The organism is Soonwooa sp. (assembly GCF_032062245.1).
Taxonomy (GTDB): Bacteria; Bacteroidota; Bacteroidia; order Flavobacteriales; family Weeksellaceae; genus Soonwooa.
In genome coordinates, this window is sequence record NZ_DAMBQF010000026.1 from 1 (window position 1) to 23,933 (window position 23,933).

The following is a 23,933-nucleotide window of genomic DNA, read 5'->3' on the forward strand; positions in this document are numbered from 1 at the left end:
TTTACAATACAAAATGAGGGTATAATTCTGTCCAACGTTTGGGGAGACTTACAATTAAGCAAATTATTTAAACAAATCTTTAACTTAATAGCATGTATCACAAATCAAATTACTTAAAATAACTATAAAGCATTAATTCTGTTAGTCATATTAGAGTTAGTTTTAGAAACCAAAATAATTCAAAAATTAAAATCATAATATAATTCAACAAAAAAATCCGACTTCGAAAGAAGTCGGATTGTAGTATTTAAGAACCAATTAAATTAGTCTTTAATTACCTTATTAGAAGTTGTTGTACCGTCATTCATTTTGATAGTTACAACATAAACACCTTTTTTAAGATCTCCTAACTGTAATTCTTCTGCTGCAGCTAATGTTTTAACAGTTCTACCTGAAAGATCTGTAACAGTAACAGAATTTACATTCTTAACATCAGAAATTTTCAATACATCTTTGAATGGATTAGGATAAACAGATACTTTAGACTTGTTAACATCATTAACAGCTAATTCCCCGAAAGCAATCATATAATCCTCAGCTTGTCCATTACCCATCTCACTACAAGCACTAACTAATGCTGGATGCATAGAAGTAGAAGATCCAGACATAAAGTTATACTTTACTCTCATTGTTTTATAACCTGCTGAAGTTCCTGGAGGTACTGTAATATTACCTGTTAAAATCATTGGATTATCTGCAACGTTAAACTTATGTACTTTCGTAGCTATTGTATTGAAGTAAGACTCACCTGCATCAGTGAAGTCACCATCGTTATTCCAGTCAATAAACACAGTTGTAGCCCAGCCATTACCAGGATTACCATTTGTTGCTCCTTGTACTGTAATTGGTAATGAAGTTGTACCAGCAGGAACTGGAATAATCGTACTTCTAAAGTCTTCATAAGGCGTTACCGCTCCAGCAGTTGGTGATGAAGTTTTCGTAACCCCAGCAAATGTAACGGAAGAAATCGGGAATACATTAGTAGGCTGATTAGTTGTAAGTGGTCCACATACATTAACTCCAGAGTTTGTAGTAAATGTAATCTCTTGACATCCTGTAGCCTCTCCAATAGGATTAACAGGTACTACTTTCGCATAATAAGTTTTGTTTGCTAACAATGATACGTTAACCGTATTACCAGCAGCCGATACATTTTGATTATAAACATCCACTCCTCCAGGCGTAGTACCAACTGTAACCTTATAAGAAGCAGTGTTGGCTGTCGGTGTCCATTTTAATGTATTTGTTCCAGAAGGAATTACTGCTCCAGATGTAGGAGAAACAAAAGTAGTACAGCTTGGAACTGTTGTCGCAACCTCTTGTACAATTTTAATATCATCCACAAAAAAATTACCAGCACCTGATGTTCTTTGTACCCATACTCCCACTGCATTAATACCATCTGGTGCTAAAACACCTGATGGAATAGTAGCAGTAACAGTTGTACATGATGTCATAGCATCTGTTGCTAAGGCAATAGGATCACCAATATACGAGATATTCCATAAACCACTATCAACATCTTGAACAAAATATGCTAAACGAGCTGTACCAACTAGGCCTGCAGACTTTTTATAGCTAAAGCTTAAAGTGCCGCCCATTCCATTACTTATTTGGCCAGTCTCATCCAACTGTACCATCCATCCAGTACTAGTTCGAGCAGCAGACAATGCCAACTGACCTCCAAAATCGCCATTACAAGCTGCAGCAGCCGTAACAGTACCATCACCGAATTGGCCATAATAACCATCAGCTGCATCTTCGAACGTTCCTGTGAAGTTGTATTGAGCATTTGCGCCAATACCTAATGCCAAAAGGCAAGGAAATAGAATTTTTTTCATATTAATATAATATTTATCAGTTCAACAAAACTATATATTTAATTTCAATCAAGCAAACAATATTTTATTTTATTCTTAAATAATAGGCATATATATAATTATATTTAATAAAAAAGTATTTGATACACACCCTTATAAAACAATAAAAAGCCGACTTCTTTCGAAATCGGCTCATAATATTTAAGTCTTACAAAATTATTCTTTAATAACTTTAGTTGCTTTCACTTCACCATTAGAATACTTAATGTTAACAATATAAACACCTTTATTCAAATGTGATAAGTTAAGCTCTGTTGCTGGCTTAAGCTCTGCAACCGTTCTTCCTGAGATATCGGAAACGATTACAGAAGTCGCATCTTTAACATCAGAAATTTTCAACACATCTTTGAATGGATTAGGATACACTGAAACATTTAACTTGTTGATATCATTAACTGCCATTGTAGGAGACTTGTAGTTGATAGTATAATCTTCAACTTGACCATTTGACATATCAGCACAAGCAGTAGTTAAAGGACTATTTATAGTTATTCCAGAAAAATTATACTTGACTCTCATTCTCTTAGTACCCAACGAAGTACCACTTGGAATCGCAATATTTCCTGTCAACGTAACTATTCCATTAGCATCAGGTGTGGTCGATCTTATCATGGTAGACGTTGTATTAAAGTAAGATTCTCCAGCATCTCCAAAATCACCATCATTGTTCCAATCTATAAACACAGACATCGCCCAACCATTTGTAGTACCTCCATTTGTCATACCACGAACTGTTATTGGCAATGCTGTAACAGTATTTTCCACAGGAATAATAACACTGGTAAAATCTTCATTCACCGCAAAAGATCCAATGTTAGTTGCTGATGCATCAGAAGCATTATTTACAGTACTTAGAGCAACAGATTTAATAGGTGCTATAGCAGTTGGTGAATTAGAAAAAAATGGTCCACAATAAGGAGCATAAGGATTTGCCCCAGTTGTAAACATAGTCTCTGTACAACCTGTCGCAGACCCAACATCATTTAGAGGCACAATTTTAAGATAATAAGGCGTATTAGCATTTAATGGTGGATTGTTCCCTAACGAAGCGCCAGAGGTAGCCGTAACACCGTTCAATATGTCATATGATCCACTAGATGTACCTAAATATACCTTATAACCAGACGCACCAGCGGCATCAGGCCATGTAAAAGTAGGTCGCACAGAATATCCTGTTGCACCATCTGCTGGTGTTGTTGCTGTAACACAATTTGGAACGGTAGTTGGTGCAGTATCATTAACAATCGTATCGAACATCAAGTACCATTGATTAGTATCCGTAGCTCTAAACCCAACATATATCGTCTGTCCAACGTAAGGTGTTAAGTCCAAAGTCACTTTTGTCCATGCACTAGTCGCCTTGGATGTCGCTTTCAAAGTTGTGGTAAATGCTGCTGCTGTTGCGGTAGTATTAGACAGCATTACGCTGTAATTTTCTGTAAAAGCAGACGAAAAACTTGCAACATAATAACTAATCCTATCATTAACACCTGCCTGTACCGTAATAGCTGGTGTAACCAAATAATCATCGTGCGCAGTAGAACCATATGTTATTCGTGCAACATTGCTTCCAGATTGTGCAGCAGTAACATTTCCACCTGCAGGAACTGCTCCTATAACAAAACCATTAGCATCACCACCATTAATAACAGTCCATCCTGAAGGTAAAGTAGCGCTATTATCAAAATTCTGAATCCATTGTGCATTTGCCCCAAGTCCTAAAACAAGTAAGCTAGAAAGTAAAATTTTTTTCATAATTATTTAATTTAAATTGTCATTTCAAAAATATTACTTTACACAACAAAAACAATATTTAACTAATAAAAAAACATATTAAATATTAAAAAATTCAACACAAACCAATGATACTCGCATTTTAACACTTATTAAAAAAAAATTAAATAATATAAAATCTACAACAAAAATATATAACAGATAAATAATTCTTAAAAAACACAATATTATACAAAAAATATCTCACTCATTTTCAGAACTTAATATCCAAAAACACCTTTAAGAAGATTTCGTGATTCAAAAAAAACATCATCCAAACCGAATTTACCCTTCTATGATCTATTTTTTCAACAAATACACACAACAAAGCAATTATAAAATGTGATACAAGACATTATAAATCGACAACACATTTTCCCCAAAAATAAAGCCAATACATGTAACAATTAAGAGACGGTCAAACCCACATCAAAGCCTTTAAAAATGAAGAAAATCCTAACAAATACAGCGCCAATACGATCAAAATAAAGAAAACAAATCTCGATTCTAAAACCTAGAAGACAAATATCATCAACAAAAAAAGCCGACTTCCAAGGAAGTCAGCTCATAACATTTAAGTCTTATAAAATTATTCTTTAATAACTTTAGTAGATTTTACTTCACCATGAGAATACTTAACGTTTACAATATAAACACCTTTATTCAAATGTGATAAGTTAAGCTCTGCAGCCGGCTTAAGCTCTGCAACCATTCTTCCTGAAAGATCAGAAACAATTACAGATACTGCATCTTTAACATCAGAAATCTTTAAAACATCTTTGAAAGGATTAGGATATACTGACAGATTAGCTTTGTTAATGTCGTTAACAGCCAAAGTACCTGGCTGTACAACTTTAATAGTATAATCTTCCGCTTGTCCATAAGTCACACCTGTATTACCACAAGCATTTGACATGTTAGCTAAAGCCGAAGCTGATGGCGCCGAAGCAGAACCATATACCGCCTTTATTCTCATACGCGTATTACCTAAAGCAGCGTTAGCAGGCACAACAAAATTTGTCGTGACAATCTTAGATGCATCTATTCCATTACTACCTGGATTAGCAAAGTAAGGAGCTGCTGTAAAATATTTTTCTCCAGCATCATCAAAATCTCCATCTTGATTCCAATCTACAAATACAGTATAATAATGCTTAAGACCCGTAGAATTTGAGTTTACACTAATAGTAGATGTAGCACCTTGTTCTACTAAGAATACTTTCGATACAAAATTCTCATGTCCTTGTGCTGTTGTTGCAGCTGTTGAGCTGTTTTCTGTATTATATTTAAAGTTCACATATGTAATAGGCTCCACTGTGTAACCTCCAACAGCACCACAATATGGATTAAGAGATGCCATAGTTTTAAATGATCTCACTTCACAATTAGCAGCAGAACCATCAGTATTCTTTGGTACAATCTTCCAATAATAAGTTGTGTCAGCAGTAGTGCCAGTAATATTAATACTTGTTGCAGTTGCCGTAGCAGTACCTAAAAGTTGTAAACTACTTGCACTAGCTCCTAAATATACATCATAACCAGTTATGGTACCAGCTGGCTTAGTCCACTTAATCGGTGTCGTGCCGTAAATGATATCTGTAGCTTCATTAATTGGACTAACCAAAGGTGCACAATCTAGCATTACTGGTGCTTTCGTGGTAAACGAAAACTCTGTACAAGCTGTAGCCTCTCCAATTGCATTCTTAGAAACAACTCTCCAATAATAAGTCGTTAATGGCGTTAAACCAGTAAGAGCTACCGAGGTTGACGTAACATTCTTATATAAAGTAGTCGGATTAGGCGTAGTACCCATATAAACATCATAACTATCAGCAGAAGCACCAACTCCAGCCGTCCAAGATAATGTAGGATTAACTGCAACACCAGTACTAGCATTAGCAGGCGCTGTAAGTGTCGGACAATTAGGTGCCACAGTATCAGGTGATTTAACAACAACATCATCAATCAAGATAAAATCCATGTCTGTTGAATTATGGTGTCTAAACGCAACATAAACAACCTGACCAGCTAAACTACTAAGATCCAATGTTCGAGTATATTGAGTTCCTAGATTGGCAGGATCATCATAGGTCTCAGAAAACGTAACTGGTGATGCACTTAATGCGGCAATCGTTTTATCGGTCGCAGCATATACTGAGTAATGCTCTTTATCCCAACTTTCTGCAGCTGCTCTAACAGTCCACTTTAAGGTTACTGTACCTGTTACATTAGTTAAGTCAATCGCCGGTGTAACAGCCCAGTTATCTGGTGTTAAAGGATTTGTTTGCCAAGATCTAGAAATTAACCCATAAGGTGTCGCAGGATTACCAGAACTATCATTAATCACAAATGTATCACCCCAATTTTTGCCGTCGCCGTCAGCATCATAACGCGTCCAGTCAGTAATATTTGAGTTGTTAAAATCGGCAGAGAAATACGTTTGCGCGTTCGCTCCCAGTCCTAGCGCTAGAAAACTCGAAAGTAAAATTTTCTTCATAAAATATAAATTAAGTTATCGCCCCTAAAATATCATTTTAATAACAAAAACCAAATATTTATTAATTGAAAAACCTCCACACAACACAAAAAACAATCTTACAACAACTTAAAATAAAGATATTAACAATTTTATAAAAATAAAGCAATAATATTAAATCTATATAATTAAAACATTATTAGTGAAAATATCTCAAAAACAGGACATACAAAGTGAAACAATCTGCTGATTTTATGGCTTAATTTTTAAATTTTACCAAAAATTCAAGGCAAAAGCTATACTTTTAAAAATTTCGAAAGTTTTTATTCAGAATTTGGATAAAAAACACCCATCCTAAAATTTGGATTAGTAATTGACTTTCTGCGCGGAATCTCGCGTGAGGGATCGACGTGGAAATCCTTTGGCTTGGAGTGAGGCGGCGGAGCGTAGCGGAGCCGTCCGAGCGACAAGCTCAAAGATTGCAACAAAGAGCCCGACCCGAGGATTTTGAGAAAAGAAAAAGCCTCATAGGTTTCTAAGAACCTATGAGGCTTTAGTCAAGGCAAAATACGAGGGGCACGCCCAAATATTTTTAACCGAGATTTATGCTTTAGTTTAGGAAAACTTCGTAATTGTTGACATCGTGGATAATGCTGAGCAATTCGTCGTTAATCTTGATGCGATGCTGCATAGACACCAATTCTATAACGCTATTATCTTCGGGATTTTTGACACAGAAGCTTAACTTTTGGTCACCATAATCGTGTCCCAAAAACGAATTTTTGAAAAAGTCTATATCAGTCTGACGAAGACTGTCGAGACTCACAACCACAGACATACTTTTTGCAAACTTGTCGAAAGCTTCCTTCAATTCGATAACGTCATTAACATTGACGAAAACTCGACCGTCTTTAACTTGCGCAAATTTTATCTTTAAAATAACAAAACGTTGAACTTCTAACTTCTCTTTTAACTTCATATAATCGCGGTCGCCCAAACGGAAAGAATACGATCCGGTGTAATCTTCCAACGTGACAAACGCAACCTTCTCACCACTTCTAAAACCTTCCTGCACACGATATTCGGTGATTAATCCAGCAACTGAATATTCTTTACCAGTCTCTTTATCACGGTTGCGCCAATCTTTTTTGTCTTGTTCTGGCTTTGCTAGTTTTGGAAAAACATTGTCTTTAAAATAATCCAACTCATCCAGATTAAAGAAGTTAAAACTTCCTTTTGGTTCGGCATTTTTAGTTGAAGCTTCCACCAATTCGGATTCGCCATCGTGATCTTCAACATCGATTTCAAAATCGATTTCTTCAACCTCATCTTTGTCATCTTCTGCAGCCAACAAAGCTGGATTCTCTTGCGGAACATCGTCATTTTGACTTTCCAACACTGCTTTTTTCGACAACACACCTTTGATAAACTGAAACTGATATTTGAATTCGTCCAAAGGATGCGCCGACAGATAGAATCCAATACTTTCTTTTTCCTTATTCAGCGTGTGCATATTTGGCCACTCCGCACAAGGAAGAAGCTTTGGTTGTTTTATTTTAACCTCATCTGCAAAATCCGCAAATAAGGAATTTTCCATTTCGTTTTGACTTTCTTGGAAGCTTTGTCCATAACGCAATAACTTTTCAAGATTTGTTTTTCCTGCTTGGTCAATATCAAAATATTGTCCACGATGATAATTGTCAACACCATCAAAAGCACCTGCAATTACCAAACTTTCTGCCACTCTTTTGTTAATTTGTGACGCTGGTACACGCTCGAAAAAGTCATATATATTTTTGAATTTTCCTTCTTGTCGCGTGGCACAAATAGCTTCACTTGGCCCTTCTCCAATTCCTTTAATAGCACCTAGACCAAAACGAATTTGCCCCTTTTCGTTTACCGCAAATTTGTATTGCGATTCGTTAACATCTGGTCCCAAAACGTCAACACCCATCGCCTTACAATCTTCCATGAACATCGTGATTTGCTCGGTATTGTTAATGTTATTACTCATTACACTTGCCATATATTCAGCGGGATAATTGGCTTTAAGATAAGCAGTTTGATAAGCGATAAAGGCATAACAAGTTGAGTGCGATTTGTTAAAAGCGTATTCTGCAAAGGCTTTCCAGTCATTCCATATTTTCTCCAAACGTCCTTCATCAAGATTATTCTTGCGTCCACCTTCGATAAATTTTGGATACATCTTATTAAGAACATCGATTTGTTTTTTACCCATCGCCTTTCTCAAAGTATCAGCTTCACCTTTAGTAAAATTCGCCAACTTCTGTGACAGCAACATTACCTGTTCTTGGTAAACAGTAATTCCGTAGGTTTCCTTTAAGTATTCTTCGGTTTCGGGTAAATCATAAACAATCTCCTCAATGCCGTGTTTACGGTTAATAAAGTTTGGAATGTATTTAATAGGACCTGGACGATACAAGGCGTTCATTGCGATAAGATCGGCAAAAACTGTAGGTTTCAGCTCGCGCATATATTTTTGCATCCCTGGACTTTCGTATTGGAAAATCCCAATCGTTCGACCTTCCTTAAATAGTTGATAAGTTTTGGCATCATCCAACGGAATCAAATCTGGATCGATATCGATATCATAACGTTGTTTCACCAACTTAAGGGCATCTTTAATAATCGTCAAGGTTCGAAGTCCTAAGAAGTCCATCTTCAAAAGTCCTGCACTTTCCGCAACGGAGTTGTCAAACTGAGATACCAAAATATCAGCGTCTTTCGCGGCAATGGTCACTGGCACAAGGTTACTAACATCTTCTGGCGTAATAATTACCCCACAAGCGTGGATTCCCGTGTTACGAACGCAACCTTCCATCTTTTTGGCACTCGCTAAAACTTGGTAACGATCATCATTAGGATCATCCAAAACCATTTTCATCTCGTCCACCAAAAGTTGTTCTTCTGGTTTCAGTTTATCATATTTTGAAAGGGCTTTTGCAATGTTCATCCCTGGTATTGACGGAATTAATTTTGCAATATTATTGGTATCTGGAATTGGCAAATCCAAAACTCTTCCAGCATCTTTAATCGCAGACTTCCCTCCCAAAATGGAATACGTGATAATCTGTGCAACCTGCGTTTTACCATATTTTTCAACAACCCATTTGATAATTTTATCTCGACCTTCATCATCAAAGTCAATATCAATATCGGGCATCGAAACCCTTTCTGGATTTAGGAAACGCTCAAAAAGCAAATCATATTTAATCGGGTCAACATTAGTGATTCCAATACAATAAGCTACTGCTGAACCTGCTGCTGAACCACGACCAGGACCAACCCAAACACCCATATTTCGGGCTTCGTTACAGAAATCTTGTACAATCAAAAAGTAACCTGGATAACCCGTATTTGCAATAACATCCAATTCAAAATCGAGACGTTCTTTAATCTCGTCGGTGATGCCTGTTTCTACATAACGTTTTTTTGCACCTTCATAAGTTAAATGCGTCAAATACGCCATCTCACCACGTTTGCCGCCATCTACATCATCTTCAGGATGGATAAACTGCTCAGGAATATCAAACTTCGGAAGCAAAACATCACGCTTCAATCGATAAGGTTTGAACTTAGCTAAAAAATCTTCATAAGCTTCAAAAGCATCAGGATAAGTCATAAATGCCTTCTTAACATCATCGCTATTTTTGATGTAATATTCTTGTGTACTAAGACCTTTTCTTTTTCCAAAACCTTTACCAACAGGTGTTAACAACTTTTCGCCATCTTTGATACACATCAAAATATCTTGAATATTCGCATCTTCTTTGTTAGTGTAATAGGTTTCGTTTTGAGCTAATATTTTAACCTCGTATTTTTCAGCCAATTGTAAAAGAACTTCGTTAAGATGCTCTTCTTCGGGCAATTCGTGGTTCTGGAGCTGAACATAAAAATCATCTCCAAATTCTTCTTTCCACCATTTGAAAAGCTCCTCCCCTTTCTGCTCACCGATGTTAAGAATCGCATCAGGAATATCACCATTAATGCCCGAAGTTAATGCGATAACACCTTCTTTGTGTTGCGAAATCAACTCGCGGCTAATTCTAGGAACACCAAAATAAAAACCTTTAATAAAACCAATACTCGATAGTTTTGCTAAATTTTTATAACCTTCAAAATCCTTTGCTAAAAGCACAACTTGTGTTCTTTTATCAGGATCATCTTTAGTAAATTGTTTTTGCTCGTAACGGTCAGAGATAAAAAACTCACAACCCAAAACTGGCATTAATGGTTCTTTCGGAGGTTCAGCTTCATTAAATTCTTCTCCTTTTTCTTCCGCCTCTTGTTTCTTTTCAAGATAAGATTTATAAGCTTTTTCGCGAGCGCCATTAACATCCTCCATCGCCGAAACGAATTTGAAAGCGCCCATCATATTCCCGATATCTACCATACCAACGGCTGGAAAATCGTTATCCACCGCTTTTTTAATCAAATCATTAATACTTGACGACGCTTGCAATATCGAGTAAACACTGTGGTTATTAAAATGGAAATACTTGCCAAGGTCGATCTCGTCAAGACTTCCAAAATCTTTTTTCTTGTTTTTATTATTAAATCCAGCAACCTGACGACGGATAACAATGTCGAAAGGTGCAATTGGATTAGGATGTAATTCTTGATAAAGTCGAAGTTGGTCTTCAGAAATTTTAAGTAAATCCGCAGGAATAATGCCGATTCTCATCATTTCGAAAAAGACTTGCGCCGTCGCATTAACGTCCGCCGCCGCATTATGCGCTTCATCGAAACTTGTAACGTATAATTTCTCGTACAACTCACCCAATTTTGGTGATTTGTAACGACCATTTCGTCCACCGCCTAACTTACAAAAATCGGTTCCCAAATGCATTGTATCAGCCTTTGGAAGCGCCTGCAATTTGTCCTCGATTTCTTTACGATAAAACTCCGCGCCAACAATATTGTAATCGAACTCCACATTATGTCCAGCACCCACTTTCGACCTTTCTAAAACCGCTTTGAATTCTTCTAAAACTTCCTTCAAATCCCGACCTTCTTCTTGCGCCATTTTGGTAGAAATCCCGTGAATTCTTGTTGCATTAAACGGAATATCATAACCTTCTGGCTTTATAATATAGTCTTGATTTTCAATAAGATTACCTTCTTCATCATGCAACTGCCAAGCAATCTGCACCATACGCGGCCAGTTGTCCGAGTCTGATAAAGGGGCATTAAAGTTCTTTGGTAAACCAGTGGTTTCGGTATCGAAAACTAAGTACATTAATTTGAAATTTTTGCGCTAATTGAGTGTAAAGTTAAGACATAATTCGTCAGAAAAAAAGTAGCAAAAATTTGATTTTATAAAAAAAATATAAAAGTGTTAATGTCGGTTAAATATCACTTAAGTTTTAGTTTTAAATTTAATTTTAACAAAAAATATTGCGTGAAAAAAATTCTACTTTTTTGTTTATTACTAAGTTTTATAATTCACAAAGCACAAAACATTTTCGGAACTATTAAGCTCAATAATTATCCAGTTGCTGGTGCTTTAATCATTAATCTGTCGGACGAGCGACGCACAACATCGACTGCAGTTGGTTTTTACAGTATAAATGCTAAAATTGGTGATAAAATAAGAATTGTTCGCGAAGGTTATGAGAATATAAATTTCTCTGTGCAGGAGCTTAATTCATCTTATGATTTTAATCTAATCCCAGTACCAAAAGAAATTGAAGAAGTCGTGGTTACCGCTACGCCAACTGGTGATTTAACCAAAGACAGCGAAGCTTTTGGACGTAGTTTAAAAGATAGACGTGTGAATGACGGTATCCGAAAAACTGTGAAACTTAGATCCGAATTCTATGTTGAAAGCCTAAGAAAACCTGGCGATTTTGTACAACCAGTTGGTCCTGGATTTAGTATGGGAAGTATTAATAATAAATGGACTAAAGTCGAAAGCATTGAATGGCTCCATAATGAACTAACCGACGAATACTTTGCTGAATTTGGTCTCGAAAGCCAAGATGTTAACAGGTTTTTATCATTTTCATTAATGACTTTAGATCAAAAAATTTATAATAGAATCCTAAAATACGGCTATATAAGTCCATCTGATATGGGACAAATAAAACAGTTATTCGAAAAGGCAATTACAAATTTTAAGAAAAATCCAACACAAAAAAAGCATTAGACACCTCCAATACTAAGAGAATCTTGTCTCTTCTTTTCAGCTTTTTCTATTAAAACCTGAGCCGCAACCTTATCGCGATTATCTTGTTCTTTAAGAATTTTGTCAAGTTCTGGCTGGATAATTTTAGTAATATCATCTACCGACATATCGTTAGCCTTTGGGTCGTCCATCAAGTTATACCAAGGCTTTCTACCGCCCCATTTGTAATCGCCGTAGACATAGACTGGCGTCCCATTAGCACGAACTGTCGCACCTCCTTTGTTGAGAATCCACGTATCCGCAAAGCTGTACATCCACTTGGCATCTTCCTCTAACATCCTAAGACAAGAGTGCGACGCTGGATAACCTGGCATTTCGTATTGATGCCAACCAATACCTTTGAAGTTGCTGATATTAAAATTCCATCTTAGTTTCCACTCATCGCTAACTGTTGAAATCGAAACTTCCTTTTTCCAATTAGCAAAATGTAAACCTCTATCCGTTTGAGAGGCTTTTTTCCCCATCGATGTTGGTCCCCATTTAACAAGGTTTCCGTATTCGTAAACACCAAAAGCTTGGATAGGATATGAGAAAAACACGAACTTTTTAACATCCTGTAAAACAGGAACATTTCCTGGAAAAGGCGAATATTTTAGAAAATCTTTTTCAATAACACTAGGCACAACTAAGGTATCGGGACGCGTCATATTTTTACGATCCAGTCTATTAATTGCCAAAATCGTATAAAGTTCGTCCGCCGAATATTTCTTTTTAAACTCTTTAACCAAAGAATCGTTTTTCTTCATGGCTAAAGCTGTATAATGAAAATCTTTGTTCGGAATAACAGTTTTAGGAATTTCTTTTTTAACCTCAACTGGCTTTCCATCGATAACAGTATCGACTTTTACGACCTGTTTGTTAGGATCGGTTGTAGTTGCTGTGTGTTTATTCGAATAATTATCTGTCGGGACTTGGTCTTTTTTACATTGGATCAATACAAAAATTGGTACTAAAAGCCATAATTTTCCATTAAAACTGAATTTCATAACGTATTTTTTAACGCTTTTTTAACTTTCAAAAACTAGACCAAATTTTCTAAAAACTACTTTGTATTAAGGATTTGTAATATGTTCTAGAATTTTTCTAGCATGAATTCTCGAATTCTCTATAAACCACAAATGTGTATTGCGACCACCACAAACAACCCCCGCTAAATAAAGACCTTTTACATTGGTTTCCATCGTTTCGGGATTATGAAGTGGAATTTCGGCGTCGCCTTCTAAAATAATTCCTGCATTTTTTAAAAATTGAAAATCTGGCAGATAGCCTGTTAACGCCAAAACAAAATCATTTTCGATTTGATGGATTTCATTTTTAGTTTTAAACAAAACATCAGAAGTTGTGATTTCTGTAATTTCAGCATTAAAATAAGCTTTGATACTACCTTCGTCAATTCTGTTTTCGATGTCAGGTTTCACCCAATACTTAACACGATTTCCTATTTCGGAACCGCGGATAATCATTGTAACATCGCCACCTTTTCTATAAATTTCTAAAGCCGCATCCACCGACGAATTGCTCGCGCCGACCACGACAACTTTTTGTTGCGCATAGGGATAAGGCTCGGTGTAATAATGATGGACTTTCGGGAGATTTTCGCCTTTAACATTCATCAAATTCGGAATATCATAAAATCCGGTAGCTATAATCACTTGTTTGGCCGTATAACCCGTTTTCGAAGTGGTCACCGAAAATTCATTTTTATTTTTCTGAATTATCAAAACCTCCTCATACAAGCGAATATTGAGCTGTCGTTGGCGCGTGATGCCTTGATAATATTCTAAAGCATCTTGGCGACCTGGTTTTGGAGCAGTTGTTATAAACGGAATTTCATCAATCTCTAGACGTTCTGCCGTGGAGAAAAATCGCATGTACAAAGGATAATTGTAAAGACTATTTGCAATCGTTCCTTTTTCTAAAATAACATAAGAAAGTTGGTGTTTTTCGGCTTCTATAGCACACGCAATACCAATAGGACCTCCACCAACTATGATAATATCTAACATTTATTTGTCTATTTTTTTTAAAGACGCAAAACTCCCCTTCAATAAAACTTACTTAAGACTCAAATTTTATCGGAGACAAATTCATTTAAATTAAAGGAGAATTAAAAAAACTACAGAATCTCATCACTTTCTTCCCAATCGAATCGTTTGACTTGGAGACGTTGCAGGAGGTTTCTGTTTTCGGTTTGCAAATGTCGAACTTTTCTCAGCATATCATTGATAATCTCTATGCCTTGCAAGTTGACTTCTAAGTCGTAATGCCAATTCATAAACTTTTCAAAATCCGACAACTCGTCATGGATAATGTATCGAACACTGTTTTCGGTCTGCGGATGCAACAACTCGGAGTCGATAAGCGCATTCACAAAATTGTAATCAACTTTATATATTCTAATGATTTCTTCTATGGATATTCTTTCGTTCATTTTAACTGTTTTTTAATTGTTCTACCAATTCTTTTTGTTTGTCATTAAGCTCTTTCGGGAATTCCACTTTATAAGTCACAAATAAATCTCCAAATTGACCTTCTTTTTTATAAACTGGAAATCCTTTGCCTTTCAAACGAACTCTCGTATTGGGTTGCGTCACCGATTTCACCTTAAGTTTAACCTGACTATTAAGTGTCGGAATCATAACTTCTCCGCCCAAAAGCGCGGTATATAAATCGATAGTAACTTCTGTTTCGAGATCGTCGCCATTTCTTTTGAAAATAGCATCTTCTGCAATATTAAAGGTGATAAACAAATCACCATTTGGACCTCCATTCATTCCGGCATTTCCGTGACCTTTAAGCTTGATTTGTTGGCCATCGTAAACCCCAGCAGGAATTGTTATTCTTACTTTTCTGCCATTAATTTCAAAAATTTGTTGATGCGTTTCAGAAGCTTGTTTTAAAGTCAAACTAAGTTCTGCCGAGACATCTTGTCCCTTGAACTTACCAGAAGAACTTCCTCGACTGCTGCGACCAAATCCGCCGCCAGCACCACCAAACATCGATTGAAAGAAATCTGAAAAATCTTCACCTTCGCCAAAATCAGCACCAGAGAATCCACCACCGCCACCGTAATTTTGAGAATATTGTCTTTGCTGTTGTTGCGCTTTTTCGTACTCTTCACCATGTTTCCAATTTTCTCCGTATTTATCGTATTTAGCACGATTTTCCGTGTTGGATAAGACTTCGTTGGCTTCATTCAATTCTTTGAACTTTTTTTCTGCTTGCTTGTCGTCAGGATTAAGGTCTGGATGGAGTTTTCGAGCGAGTTTTCGGTAAGCTTTTTTAATGTCATCTTGGCTAGCATTTTTGTCTACACCAAGTATTTTATAGTAATCTATATAGGCCATATTGTTCTATGATTTTCTTAGATTTTAATCGCTATTGAAGTGCAATAATTGTTCCTTACAAAGCTTTTTCGATTATAAATTTAGTTAGCATAGCTCAATTTTCAAAAACATATTTAACTTTACTTTTACAAAAAATTTGACTATGCCATTTTTTCAATCCACTTTTTGGAATAGCTATTCTAACATTATCCTTTTGTTAATCGGCATTAGCGTCGGTAGTTGTATTGGTATTTTCTTTCCGCAGACGATACATTTTCTAAAGCCTATTGGCGATATTTTTCTCAACTTATTATTTGTGACGGTTATACCGTTGGTGTTTTTTGCCATTGTGACTGCCGTATCATCCATCGAACAAGAAAGTAAACTTGGGAAAATCTTATTCGCCATGATGTTTACTTTTTTAGCATTCGTGCTAATTGCCGCGGTTTTTAGCTTGGTTGCAGTTTATCTTTTCCCGACCGAAAGACCAACCGGAACTACGGCTACAAAAGTGGTTGAAAACATTACCGACACCGAATCTTGGAGCGACAGAATTGTCCGCTTCTTCACCGTTGGCGAGTTTTATATGTTGTTATCACGTCAAAATATGTTGGCACTTTTAATATTTTCATTTTTATTAGGAATATCGATTCGAAAAAGTGATCCAAGCAAGGTTAAAACTTTTAAAAGCTTTGTTGAAGGTGGCAACGAAATCATGAAAAACCTTCTACTTCTGGTTATGAAAGCCGCACCAATCGGACTTGGCGCTTATATTGCTTACCAAGTTGGGACTTTAGGTCCACAATTGGTTGGCTTTTACGCTAAACCTTTGGCTGTCTATTACGGTGCTGGCATCGTATATTTCTTTGTATTTTTTAGCCTTTTTGCTTTTATTGGTCGCGGTCCGCAAGGCGTTAAACTTTTTTGGAAAAACAACATTCTCCCAAGTTTTACTGCAATAAGTACTTGTAGCAGTCTTGCAACGATGCCTGTTAATTTAGAAGCAGCAAGAAAAATTGGAATACCAGCTTCGGTGGCGAACGTAGTAATCCCGATTGGGACAACGATTCATAAAAATGGTTCGTCTATCTCCTCGATTGTGAAAATATATGTTGCGTTTTTACTTTTAGGTTGGGACTTTTTTACGTTTAATAATATTATCATTGCGCTCGGCATCACAGTTTTCGTAAGTGTTGTTGCAGGTGGAATCCCCAATGGCGGTTATATTGGCGAAATGTTAATGATTTCGGCTTATCAATTACCACAAGAAGCCATCCCAGCGGTCATGATTATTGGGACTTTGGTAGATCCGCTGGCGACAGTTCTTAACTCCACTGGCGACACAGTTGCAGCAATGGTAACTGCTAGACTTATTGGCGAAAAGTACAATCCTCCAATATTGTAAACGATGCTGATTGATATGACCAATAAATCGAAATGAAAACAATGTTAAGTTTTGCTCTTCCACATGACAAAAAAATTAGAATATCAACAAACATAAAGGATTATTCTTACTAAAAAAAAGTGATTATGCGTAAGTATCATTTCTAAATCTTAATAAAATTTTTAGCTTAAACATAGACTGGTAAAACAATAGAAGAAGTATAGAAAATTAAGAATTTGCTTTTTAACTCAAAAATTAAATTATCCTCGTTATTATCGTCTTTTCTGGCTTCGTGCAATCCAAAATTAAATCCCCATAGCAAAGCCATAGATGGCTTGTTTTTAAAACTTGTGAAAGCTTCAATTTGATTTATTTTTAAAACATTAAAAACATAATCCATCTCCGTTTTCATTGCTTCGGACATCAATCCCTTGTTGTGCAATTCTTGTCTAAGATTGTAGCCTATTTCTGCTGTTCTTTGATCTTCATAAAACTTCTAAAGGCAAATCGGACCCAACAACTCGCCACCGTCTTCATACCGCAAAGTCCAAGTTATCGATTGATCATTTTGGAATTGTTCAAAGTTCATATTAATAAAGTCAACAGCTTGTGAAACATCGCTATAAGGCGCTCTTTAGATATATTGCATCACTTCATGGCTCGAACGCTGCAAAAAAACAATGGGCGCGTCGTCTAAAGTGTAGGGCGACATTATTAATCAATCAGTTTTTAAAACAGGAAAAATTTTCATATCCAAGAAAAATATTCGTTAAAAATACAAATTCATTTAAAATAAAAAGCAATCGTTACAAACTTTGTAAGCTCACTTTATATCCTTAACTTGAAAGCTTAAATGTATAAAAGAAAAGTGTATGAAACTTAACATGAAAATGACACTTGCGGCTCTGCTTCTTTCTTCACAAGTTGTAGTAGCACAGCAAAGTAATGCAACGGAAAAACTTGATCCAATTGTCCAAAGTATCGTTAACGAAACCAACAACAATTCGCAATTAGAAAATCTTGCTTTTGAATTACTTGACGTTATTGGACCACGATTGGTCGGTACGCCAGAAATGGAACAAGCTAATGATTGGACGATCGACAAATTCAAATCTTGGGGCATAGATGCGAAAAAACAACAATTCGGAGAATGGGCATCTTGGCAACGTGGCATCACGCAAGTGGAAATGACTTCTCCTCGTGTAAAAAACTTAGAATCTATGCAACTGGCTTGGTCACCTGCGACTAAAAAAGCCATCGAGGCAGAAGTAGTCGTTCTTCCGAACGTTAATAATCCTGCCGAATTCACCAATTGGTTAAAAAGCATTAAAGGTAAAATCGTTTTGATGTCGCAATACCAACGTACAGGTCGACCAGATTATCAGGTTAAAGAATTTGCCCTTCCCGAAAATTACGAAGCTTATAAAAAACAAAAAGAAGAAGATACTGAAGCTTTCAGAACTTTAATAAAAAATACAGGTTATGATAACACAACGCTTCCCGAAGCTTTAGAAAAGGCTGGCGCAGCTGGTATTGCTATTTCTAACTGGACTGGCATTATGGGCGCTAACAGAATTTTTGGAGCTAAAACCAAAAACATCCCGATGATCGACATCGCTTTAGAAGATTATGGCATGCTTTACAGATTGGCTAAAAATGGGAAAGCCCCAAAAGTGAAAATCAACACACAATCTAAATCTCTAGGGACAGCGAAATCATTTAACACCATTGCAACAATTCCTGGAAAAGAAAAACCAAATGAGTATGTGATTCTTTCGGCACATCTAGATTCTTGGGACGGCGCACAAGGTGCAACAGATAACGGAACAGGGACTATTACAATGATGGAAGCTGCTCGTATCCTCAAAAAATACTATCCAAACAATAAAAGAACAATCATTATTGGACTTTGGGGAAGTGAAGAACAAGGTCTTAATGGTTCGCGCAGTTTCGTATATGACAATCCCGAAATCATCAAAAATACACAAGCTGCTTTCAACCAAGATAACGGAACTGGTCGTGTTGTAAGCATCCAAGGTCAAGGTTTTGTAGATTCTTACGATTACTTGACAAGATGGATGGCAGCACTTCCGAAAAAGGTTTCAAAAAATATTGAAACGTCCTTCCCTGGAATGCCTGGCGGTGGTGGATCCGATCATGCTTCTTTTGTAGCTGCAGGAATACCGGGTATTTCTTTAAGTTCAAACAGCTGGGGTTATGGTGGTTACACTTGGCACACCAACAGAGATACTTATGACAAAATTATGTTTGACGAAGTTAGAAACAATGTTATCGCAGCAGCTGTAATGGCGTACATGGCTTCGGAAGATCCCGAATTGGTAAGTCGTAAAAAACGTGTTCTTCCTGATGGACAAAATTGGCCAGAGGTGAAAGAACCAAAACGTAAAGGAACTAACTAAACAATACGCAATGCAAATCTTCGGGTTTGCATTGTTTGTTTCTAAATATTTTTAAAATTAAATTAGCTTAATAAAACCCCAAAAAGTGAAAAAGGAAATCCTAATTGACGGATCAAAAATTGTGGACAAAACCAGCTTGTATACAGAATTAAACAACAAACTAATGCCAAACGAAAACTGGAAACTAGGAGAAAGTCTTGATGCTTTGAATGACCTATTATATGGTGGTTTTGGAGAAATAAATGGCAATGAGCCCATTCGGTTAATTTGGAAAGATTTCCTTAGAATGAAAGAACTTTTCGGACATGACTTTACATTAAATTTTTATCACGAAAAACTAAAATACCCTAATAGTTACAATAAAAATCTTATTAAAAATTCAATTAAAGAGTTAAATGCAGGAACAGGAAAAACTTACTTTGAAATTATTTTAGAAATCATCGCAGACCATCCTAATATTGAATTGGTTGAAGAGTAAATTAAACTTTTAGAAATTCAAAATGTACGAGTGGATAAGGTTTTCCCATACCATCAAGTTGACTACGTCCAACTTTCTTATATCCCACTTTCTCATAAAAACCTATGGCTTGAGGATTTTGCTCGTTAACATCTACTTTCAAAATTATCAAAATATAGACAACATAAGTCACAGCTTGCTTGCCTAGGCCTTTTCCACGCACTTTATCATGAACAAAAAGCATTTCTAAATTATCATCAGAAACACTAAAAAAAGCATCGATTTGTCTATTTTGCTCCAAAACAAAAACTTGTAAATGTGGTAAAAACTCCGATGGAATTAATTGTTTAAACAACTCAAAATCTTGCTTTTTCAAAAAATCATGTGTTGCCAAAACTGCACTTTCCCAAATTTCCATAATTCGTGGATAGTCATGCGGGGTTGCTCGTTTTATATTATACATTTTTTATTGGTATAACTTGCTATTTTACTAACTTCCTTGTAATAAAAAATAAAACGGAACGCCAGAAAAATCGGGATGGCCCTCCTTCCATAATTCTAAACCTTCAAAAAAAATATGATCATCATTAGCTAGACTTTTGCAAAATTCGTTATGAATTTTGAAAAGTAACTCGCCCGTCGTAAAATTAGACGCATTATTCGCTTCCACAAGAAAATCAAGCTCGATATCATCATCTTCCTCCTCATCCCAATAAGAATATTGAACCACAATTTTAGGACAATTAAGTATAATTTCCGACAAATCTACATTCTCTTTTTCTTTTGAAATCAATTCGTTATAATTGATCAATTCGTTCTCGAAATCCTGTTGAGATGAAAATTTATCTTGATTAAAATTCCAAAAAAGATTTTTTAAAAGTTGTTGCGGTGGATTCATTTTTTTAATTTCTAATTTTGCTTAAACATAAAAATTATTTTATAAAACTGTCCATGAAGGATATTGTGTTTCAATTAACTTTAAAAAGGAAATATGATTTCTAAAAAGCTTAATTTTACAGCCCAAAATAATTGTCAAATAATCATGAAATGGGATTTTGATCATCTTAATCAAATAAAAAATGTATCATCTTTTCCAGAGTTGGTGGACACCAAATTTTCTGGGAAAAATAATGCACTGTGTTGGCAAAGACTTCTGGATGGTGATTTTGAGGAAATTGTCGATCTATTGGAATTAAAAGAAAATATAACAGTGGTTTCGGAAGCTGATTTATTAAACTTAAACCTATCAAAGCAAGGTCTTCTTGCTCGAGAAATTATCTTAAACGACATTAAATTATTAAAAGAATTCGGTGCTTTGCCAACGCTAAACCTTCTGAAATGTTATGAGCGAGATGATGAATTTAATTACATCTCAACCGACGTTTATTCGTTTCATGTAGACCGCTCTCCTATTGCAACAGACACGTTTTTGTGTACTTATTTTGGAACCTCTAGCGATATTATTGCTAATGAAGAAGTTACTCAAAAAATCCAAATTCCTGAAGTTCGAGAAAAATTGAAAGCGCTGCACGATCCTGAAGACGGTAATTTTGAAAGCTTTCTGGAAGATAATTTTTTTGATCTTCATTATCAGCCCAACGCGGATGCAAAACCCATCAACCTAGAAAATGGATACCTTTGGCGATTAGCCGTTGACCATCCCGAGCAGCAAGTCCTTCCCTGTGTTCATCGCACTCCAGATGAAAATGGAAAATTACGCCTTTTATTAATTTGTTGATTTTTTAAAATTAAATATTGAGAGTTTTAACCGCACCTTTAAACAAAAATTTTTAGCGTGCGGCTTTATCATATTTTTTCTTCAAAAATAATGTTTTTAAAATATATTAATCTTACCCGTTGTGCATTTTGAAACATTTTAATATTTGATTCGTCAATTCGAGTGTTTTTTCGTAACAGAGTGGAGAAAAAATGTATCGAGAATAGATTTATCTTCAAAATTACAAACTTCTCGATACGATTTTTTTAAAAAAATCTACTCGAAGTGACGAAAACATCTCAAAATGCACAACGGGTATTAATCTTATTTAAAACAAAAACTGTATGCAAACTTTCTAGGCTAGTATATTGATCTTTTCTAGAAAATTATTTCATCTGATAAGTGTACACATTATACGGAAGTAGCTTCCCAGCAAAATACCTTGAAATAAAACTCGCCATTAAGAGTGGAAAAAAAAGAACATAGGCATTCGGCGCTAGATTACACACCAAAAACAACGCTGTTAATGGAGCGTAAATAGAGGCTGATAAAGTTGCCACAGCGCCAACCAACCTAAAGTTATGGTAGATTAAAGAAGTTCCTAAATAATTATTGCAAACATAAGCAAACAAAAAGCCCAAAAAGCCACCTACCACAATACTTGGAGCGAAAACGCCACCATCTCCTCCTGCTCCCAAAGTTAGTGCAGATGCTAAAGGTTTTAGAATCACCAATGACAATAAAAACAACATCGAATATTGTGTAGGATGCTGCAACAATGTTGCTAAGGCGTGGTAACTATCACCATACAAAAACGGAAACACCAATATCATCATGCCTACTGTAATGGCACCAAGGTTAACACTGAAAAAATTGTTATTAATACCCGAAAAAAAGTTTTTTAGTCGTGTCACCAACACGGTGAAATACACCGAAAATATACCACCTAACAAACTTAATACAATAAAAAACGGAAACGCTGACCATTTCCAATCTGTAATTCGATAGTCAAGAAAAATATCTGGCTTCATTACTAATAAAAATCCCCACGCTACCATCGCCGACATCGTGCAACTCACAAAAACACTTTTTTTAAGCTTTTTCGCAATGACTTCAACCGCAAATAACCAGCCGACAAAAGGACTTCCAAAAAGAATTGAAACGCCCGCTACGACGCCTGCACAAATTAATTCCAGTTTATAAAGATTTGGTGAAAAAAATTGATAAATGTTGTTCCCGATTGTTGCACTCGCCACCACAGCAGAAACTTCGACACCCGTGGAACCACCAAAAATTACAGTCAAAAAACCAATTAATAATATGCGATGGAATTTTAAACAAAGGTAAATGATCTTTTCTTTGATCGACAGTTTTGTAGATTTCGGTGATACCTTTATTTTTTTCTATTCTTAAAAAAGTACTTTCTTAAAAAGTAAATACCCGTTATCCCAATCGTTGGAAAAATGACAGACAGAAACTTCTTTTCAAGCGCTGTTTCGTATAAAAAGTCTTGACAAAATATGGTAATCGTTTTTAATAAAAAAGCCAGTATTGACGCTAATCCACCAACAAACGCACTTGTGATTATTAATCTAAAATAGAAATGTCGCTTTACTTTTTTTCTATCCATTATTCATTTTTCTAACACAAACTTAGTTGATAGACAGTACTTTTCATAATTTTTATTTTAAAAAATGAAAACACCAAAATCTGGACAGGATGTTTTTTTTAGGATACAACACAAATGTGAGCCTAACATGAGCTTTACCACTTCCGTTGTGAATTGCTTTCAAACTTTAGTATCTTTGGGATACAACACAACCATAACCCGAAGACATCTAATGCTTGTACAGTTGTGAATTGCTTTCAAACTTTAGTATCTTTGGGATACAACACAACCATAAAAAAAGTATTTCTCCGTCGCCACCTGTTGTGAATTGCTTTCAAACTTTAGTATCTTTGGGATACAACACAACAAACACAATAATAATGTCCAACAAAAAACGGTTGTGAATTGCTTTCAAACTTTAGTATCTTTGGGATACAACACAACAGATAGAGCAAAGTTGCTGGATATTGACACGTTGTGAATTGCTTTCAAACTTTAGTATCTTTGGGATACAACACAACTCGAATACGTTTAAATTTTCAGCTGAATAAGTTGTGAATTGCTTTCAAACTTTAGTATCTTTGGGATACAACACAACTTTTAAAACTCTTTTAGTTTTTATATTTCTGTTGTGAATTGCTTTCAAACTTTAGTATCTTTGGGATACAACACAACTCGAATAC

General features: G+C 35.8%; 16 protein-coding genes, 1 pseudogene and 1 CRISPR repeat array. Of the genes and pseudogenes, 5 read left to right on the forward strand and 12 right to left on the reverse strand.

Annotation, left to right across the window (positions count from 1 at the left end; genetic code table 11):
• Positions 1–263: 263 nt before the first annotated feature.
• The 4 genes from RT037_RS11095 to dnaE form a co-directional block, all read right to left on the reverse strand.
• The gene (locus RT037_RS11095; RefSeq protein WP_313031167.1) at positions 264–1,841 is read right to left on the reverse strand and encodes a T9SS type A sorting domain-containing protein; all 1,578 of its coding nucleotides are present in this window, start codon (positions 1,839–1,841) and stop codon (positions 264–266) included.
• A gap of 195 nt (positions 1,842–2,036) precedes the next feature.
• A complete protein-coding gene (locus RT037_RS11100) occupies positions 2,037–3,635 on the reverse strand; it encodes a T9SS-dependent choice-of-anchor J family protein (protein WP_313031169.1) in 1,599 nt (532 codons plus the stop codon).
• A gap of 607 nt (positions 3,636–4,242) precedes the next feature.
• Positions 4,243–6,150: a T9SS-dependent choice-of-anchor J family protein gene (locus RT037_RS11105; protein ID WP_313031172.1), complete on the reverse strand. Its 1,908-nt coding sequence runs from the start codon at positions 6,148–6,150 to the stop codon at positions 4,243–4,245.
• Between the two features lie 589 nt (positions 6,151–6,739).
• The gene (gene dnaE, locus RT037_RS11110) at positions 6,740–11,389 is read right to left on the reverse strand and encodes a DNA polymerase III subunit alpha (RefSeq protein ID WP_313031174.1); all 4,650 of its coding nucleotides are present in this window, start codon (positions 11,387–11,389) and stop codon (positions 6,740–6,742) included.
• Positions 11,390–11,551: 162 nt separating this feature from the next.
• On the opposite strand from dnaE, the gene RT037_RS11115 reads away from it, so the two are divergent.
• Positions 11,552–12,298, forward strand: a complete 747-nt coding sequence (locus RT037_RS11115; protein WP_313031178.1) for a hypothetical protein — start codon at positions 11,552–11,554, stop codon at positions 12,296–12,298.
• On the opposite strand, the gene RT037_RS11120 is transcribed toward RT037_RS11115, so the two are convergent.
• The 4 genes from RT037_RS11120 to RT037_RS11135 form a co-directional block, all read right to left on the reverse strand.
• Positions 12,295–13,323, reverse strand: a complete 1,029-nt coding sequence (locus RT037_RS11120; protein WP_313031181.1) for a L,D-transpeptidase — start codon at positions 13,321–13,323, stop codon at positions 12,295–12,297. The genes RT037_RS11115 and RT037_RS11120 overlap by 4 nt on opposite strands.
• A gap of 66 nt (positions 13,324–13,389) precedes the next feature.
• A complete protein-coding gene (locus RT037_RS11125) occupies positions 13,390–14,343 on the reverse strand; it encodes a YpdA family putative bacillithiol disulfide reductase (RefSeq protein ID WP_313031184.1) in 954 nt (317 codons plus the stop codon).
• Between the two features lie 110 nt (positions 14,344–14,453).
• On the reverse strand, positions 14,454–14,768 hold the full coding sequence (locus RT037_RS11130) for a chaperone modulator CbpM (RefSeq protein ID WP_313031185.1): 315 nt from the start codon (positions 14,766–14,768) through the stop codon (positions 14,454–14,456).
• A 1-nt stretch (position 14,769) separates the two neighbouring features.
• The gene (locus tag RT037_RS11135) at positions 14,770–15,684 is read right to left on the reverse strand and encodes a J domain-containing protein (RefSeq protein WP_313031187.1); all 915 of its coding nucleotides are present in this window, start codon (positions 15,682–15,684) and stop codon (positions 14,770–14,772) included.
• Positions 15,685–15,826: 142 nt separating this feature from the next.
• Between RT037_RS11135 and RT037_RS11140 the strand changes: the two genes are divergently transcribed.
• Positions 15,827–17,068 (forward strand): dicarboxylate/amino acid:cation symporter, encoded by a 1,242-nt coding sequence (locus tag RT037_RS11140; protein ID WP_313031190.1) that lies wholly within the window; start codon positions 15,827–15,829, stop codon positions 17,066–17,068.
• A gap of 166 nt (positions 17,069–17,234) precedes the next feature.
• Here the strand turns inward: RT037_RS11140 and RT037_RS11145 are convergent.
• Positions 17,235–17,522: pseudogene (locus RT037_RS11145) on the reverse strand (GNAT family N-acetyltransferase); the annotation flags it as partial.
• A 397-nt stretch (positions 17,523–17,919) separates the two neighbouring features.
• Between RT037_RS11145 and RT037_RS11150 the strand changes: the two are divergent.
• Together RT037_RS11150 and RT037_RS11155 are read left to right on the forward strand one after the other, a co-directional pair.
• On the forward strand, positions 17,920–19,467 hold the full coding sequence (locus tag RT037_RS11150; protein ID WP_313031191.1) for a M28 family peptidase: 1,548 nt from the start codon (positions 17,920–17,922) through the stop codon (positions 19,465–19,467).
• A gap of 85 nt (positions 19,468–19,552) precedes the next feature.
• Positions 19,553–19,945, forward strand: coding sequence for a ribonuclease inhibitor (locus tag RT037_RS11155; RefSeq protein WP_313031193.1), 393 nt, complete (start codon positions 19,553–19,555; stop codon positions 19,943–19,945).
• Between the two features lies 1 nt (position 19,946).
• Here the strand turns inward: RT037_RS11155 and RT037_RS11160 are convergent, their stop codons facing one another.
• Together RT037_RS11160 and RT037_RS11165 are read right to left on the reverse strand one after the other, a co-directional pair.
• Positions 19,947–20,387, reverse strand: coding sequence for a GNAT family N-acetyltransferase (locus RT037_RS11160; protein ID WP_313031196.1), 441 nt, complete (start codon positions 20,385–20,387; stop codon positions 19,947–19,949).
• A gap of 27 nt (positions 20,388–20,414) precedes the next feature.
• Positions 20,415–20,822, reverse strand: a complete 408-nt coding sequence (locus RT037_RS11165) for a hypothetical protein (protein ID WP_313031199.1) — start codon at positions 20,820–20,822, stop codon at positions 20,415–20,417.
• 144 nt (positions 20,823–20,966) lie between these two features.
• Here RT037_RS11165 and RT037_RS11170 point away from each other — a divergent pair, with 144 nt between their 5' ends.
• The gene (locus RT037_RS11170; protein WP_313031201.1) at positions 20,967–21,662 is read left to right on the forward strand and encodes a DUF1826 domain-containing protein; all 696 of its coding nucleotides are present in this window, start codon (positions 20,967–20,969) and stop codon (positions 21,660–21,662) included.
• A 365-nt stretch (positions 21,663–22,027) separates the two neighbouring features.
• Here the strand turns inward: RT037_RS11170 and RT037_RS11175 are convergent, their stop codons facing one another.
• A complete protein-coding gene (locus RT037_RS11175) occupies positions 22,028–22,945 on the reverse strand; it encodes a chloride channel protein (protein WP_313031202.1) in 918 nt (305 codons plus the stop codon).
• Between the two features lie 471 nt (positions 22,946–23,416).
• Positions 23,417–23,925: a CRISPR direct-repeat array (repeat unit 47 nt; unit sequence GTTGTGAATTGCTTTCAAACTTTAGTATCTTTGGGATACAACACAAC).
• The last annotated feature ends 8 nt before the right edge of the window (positions 23,926–23,933 follow it).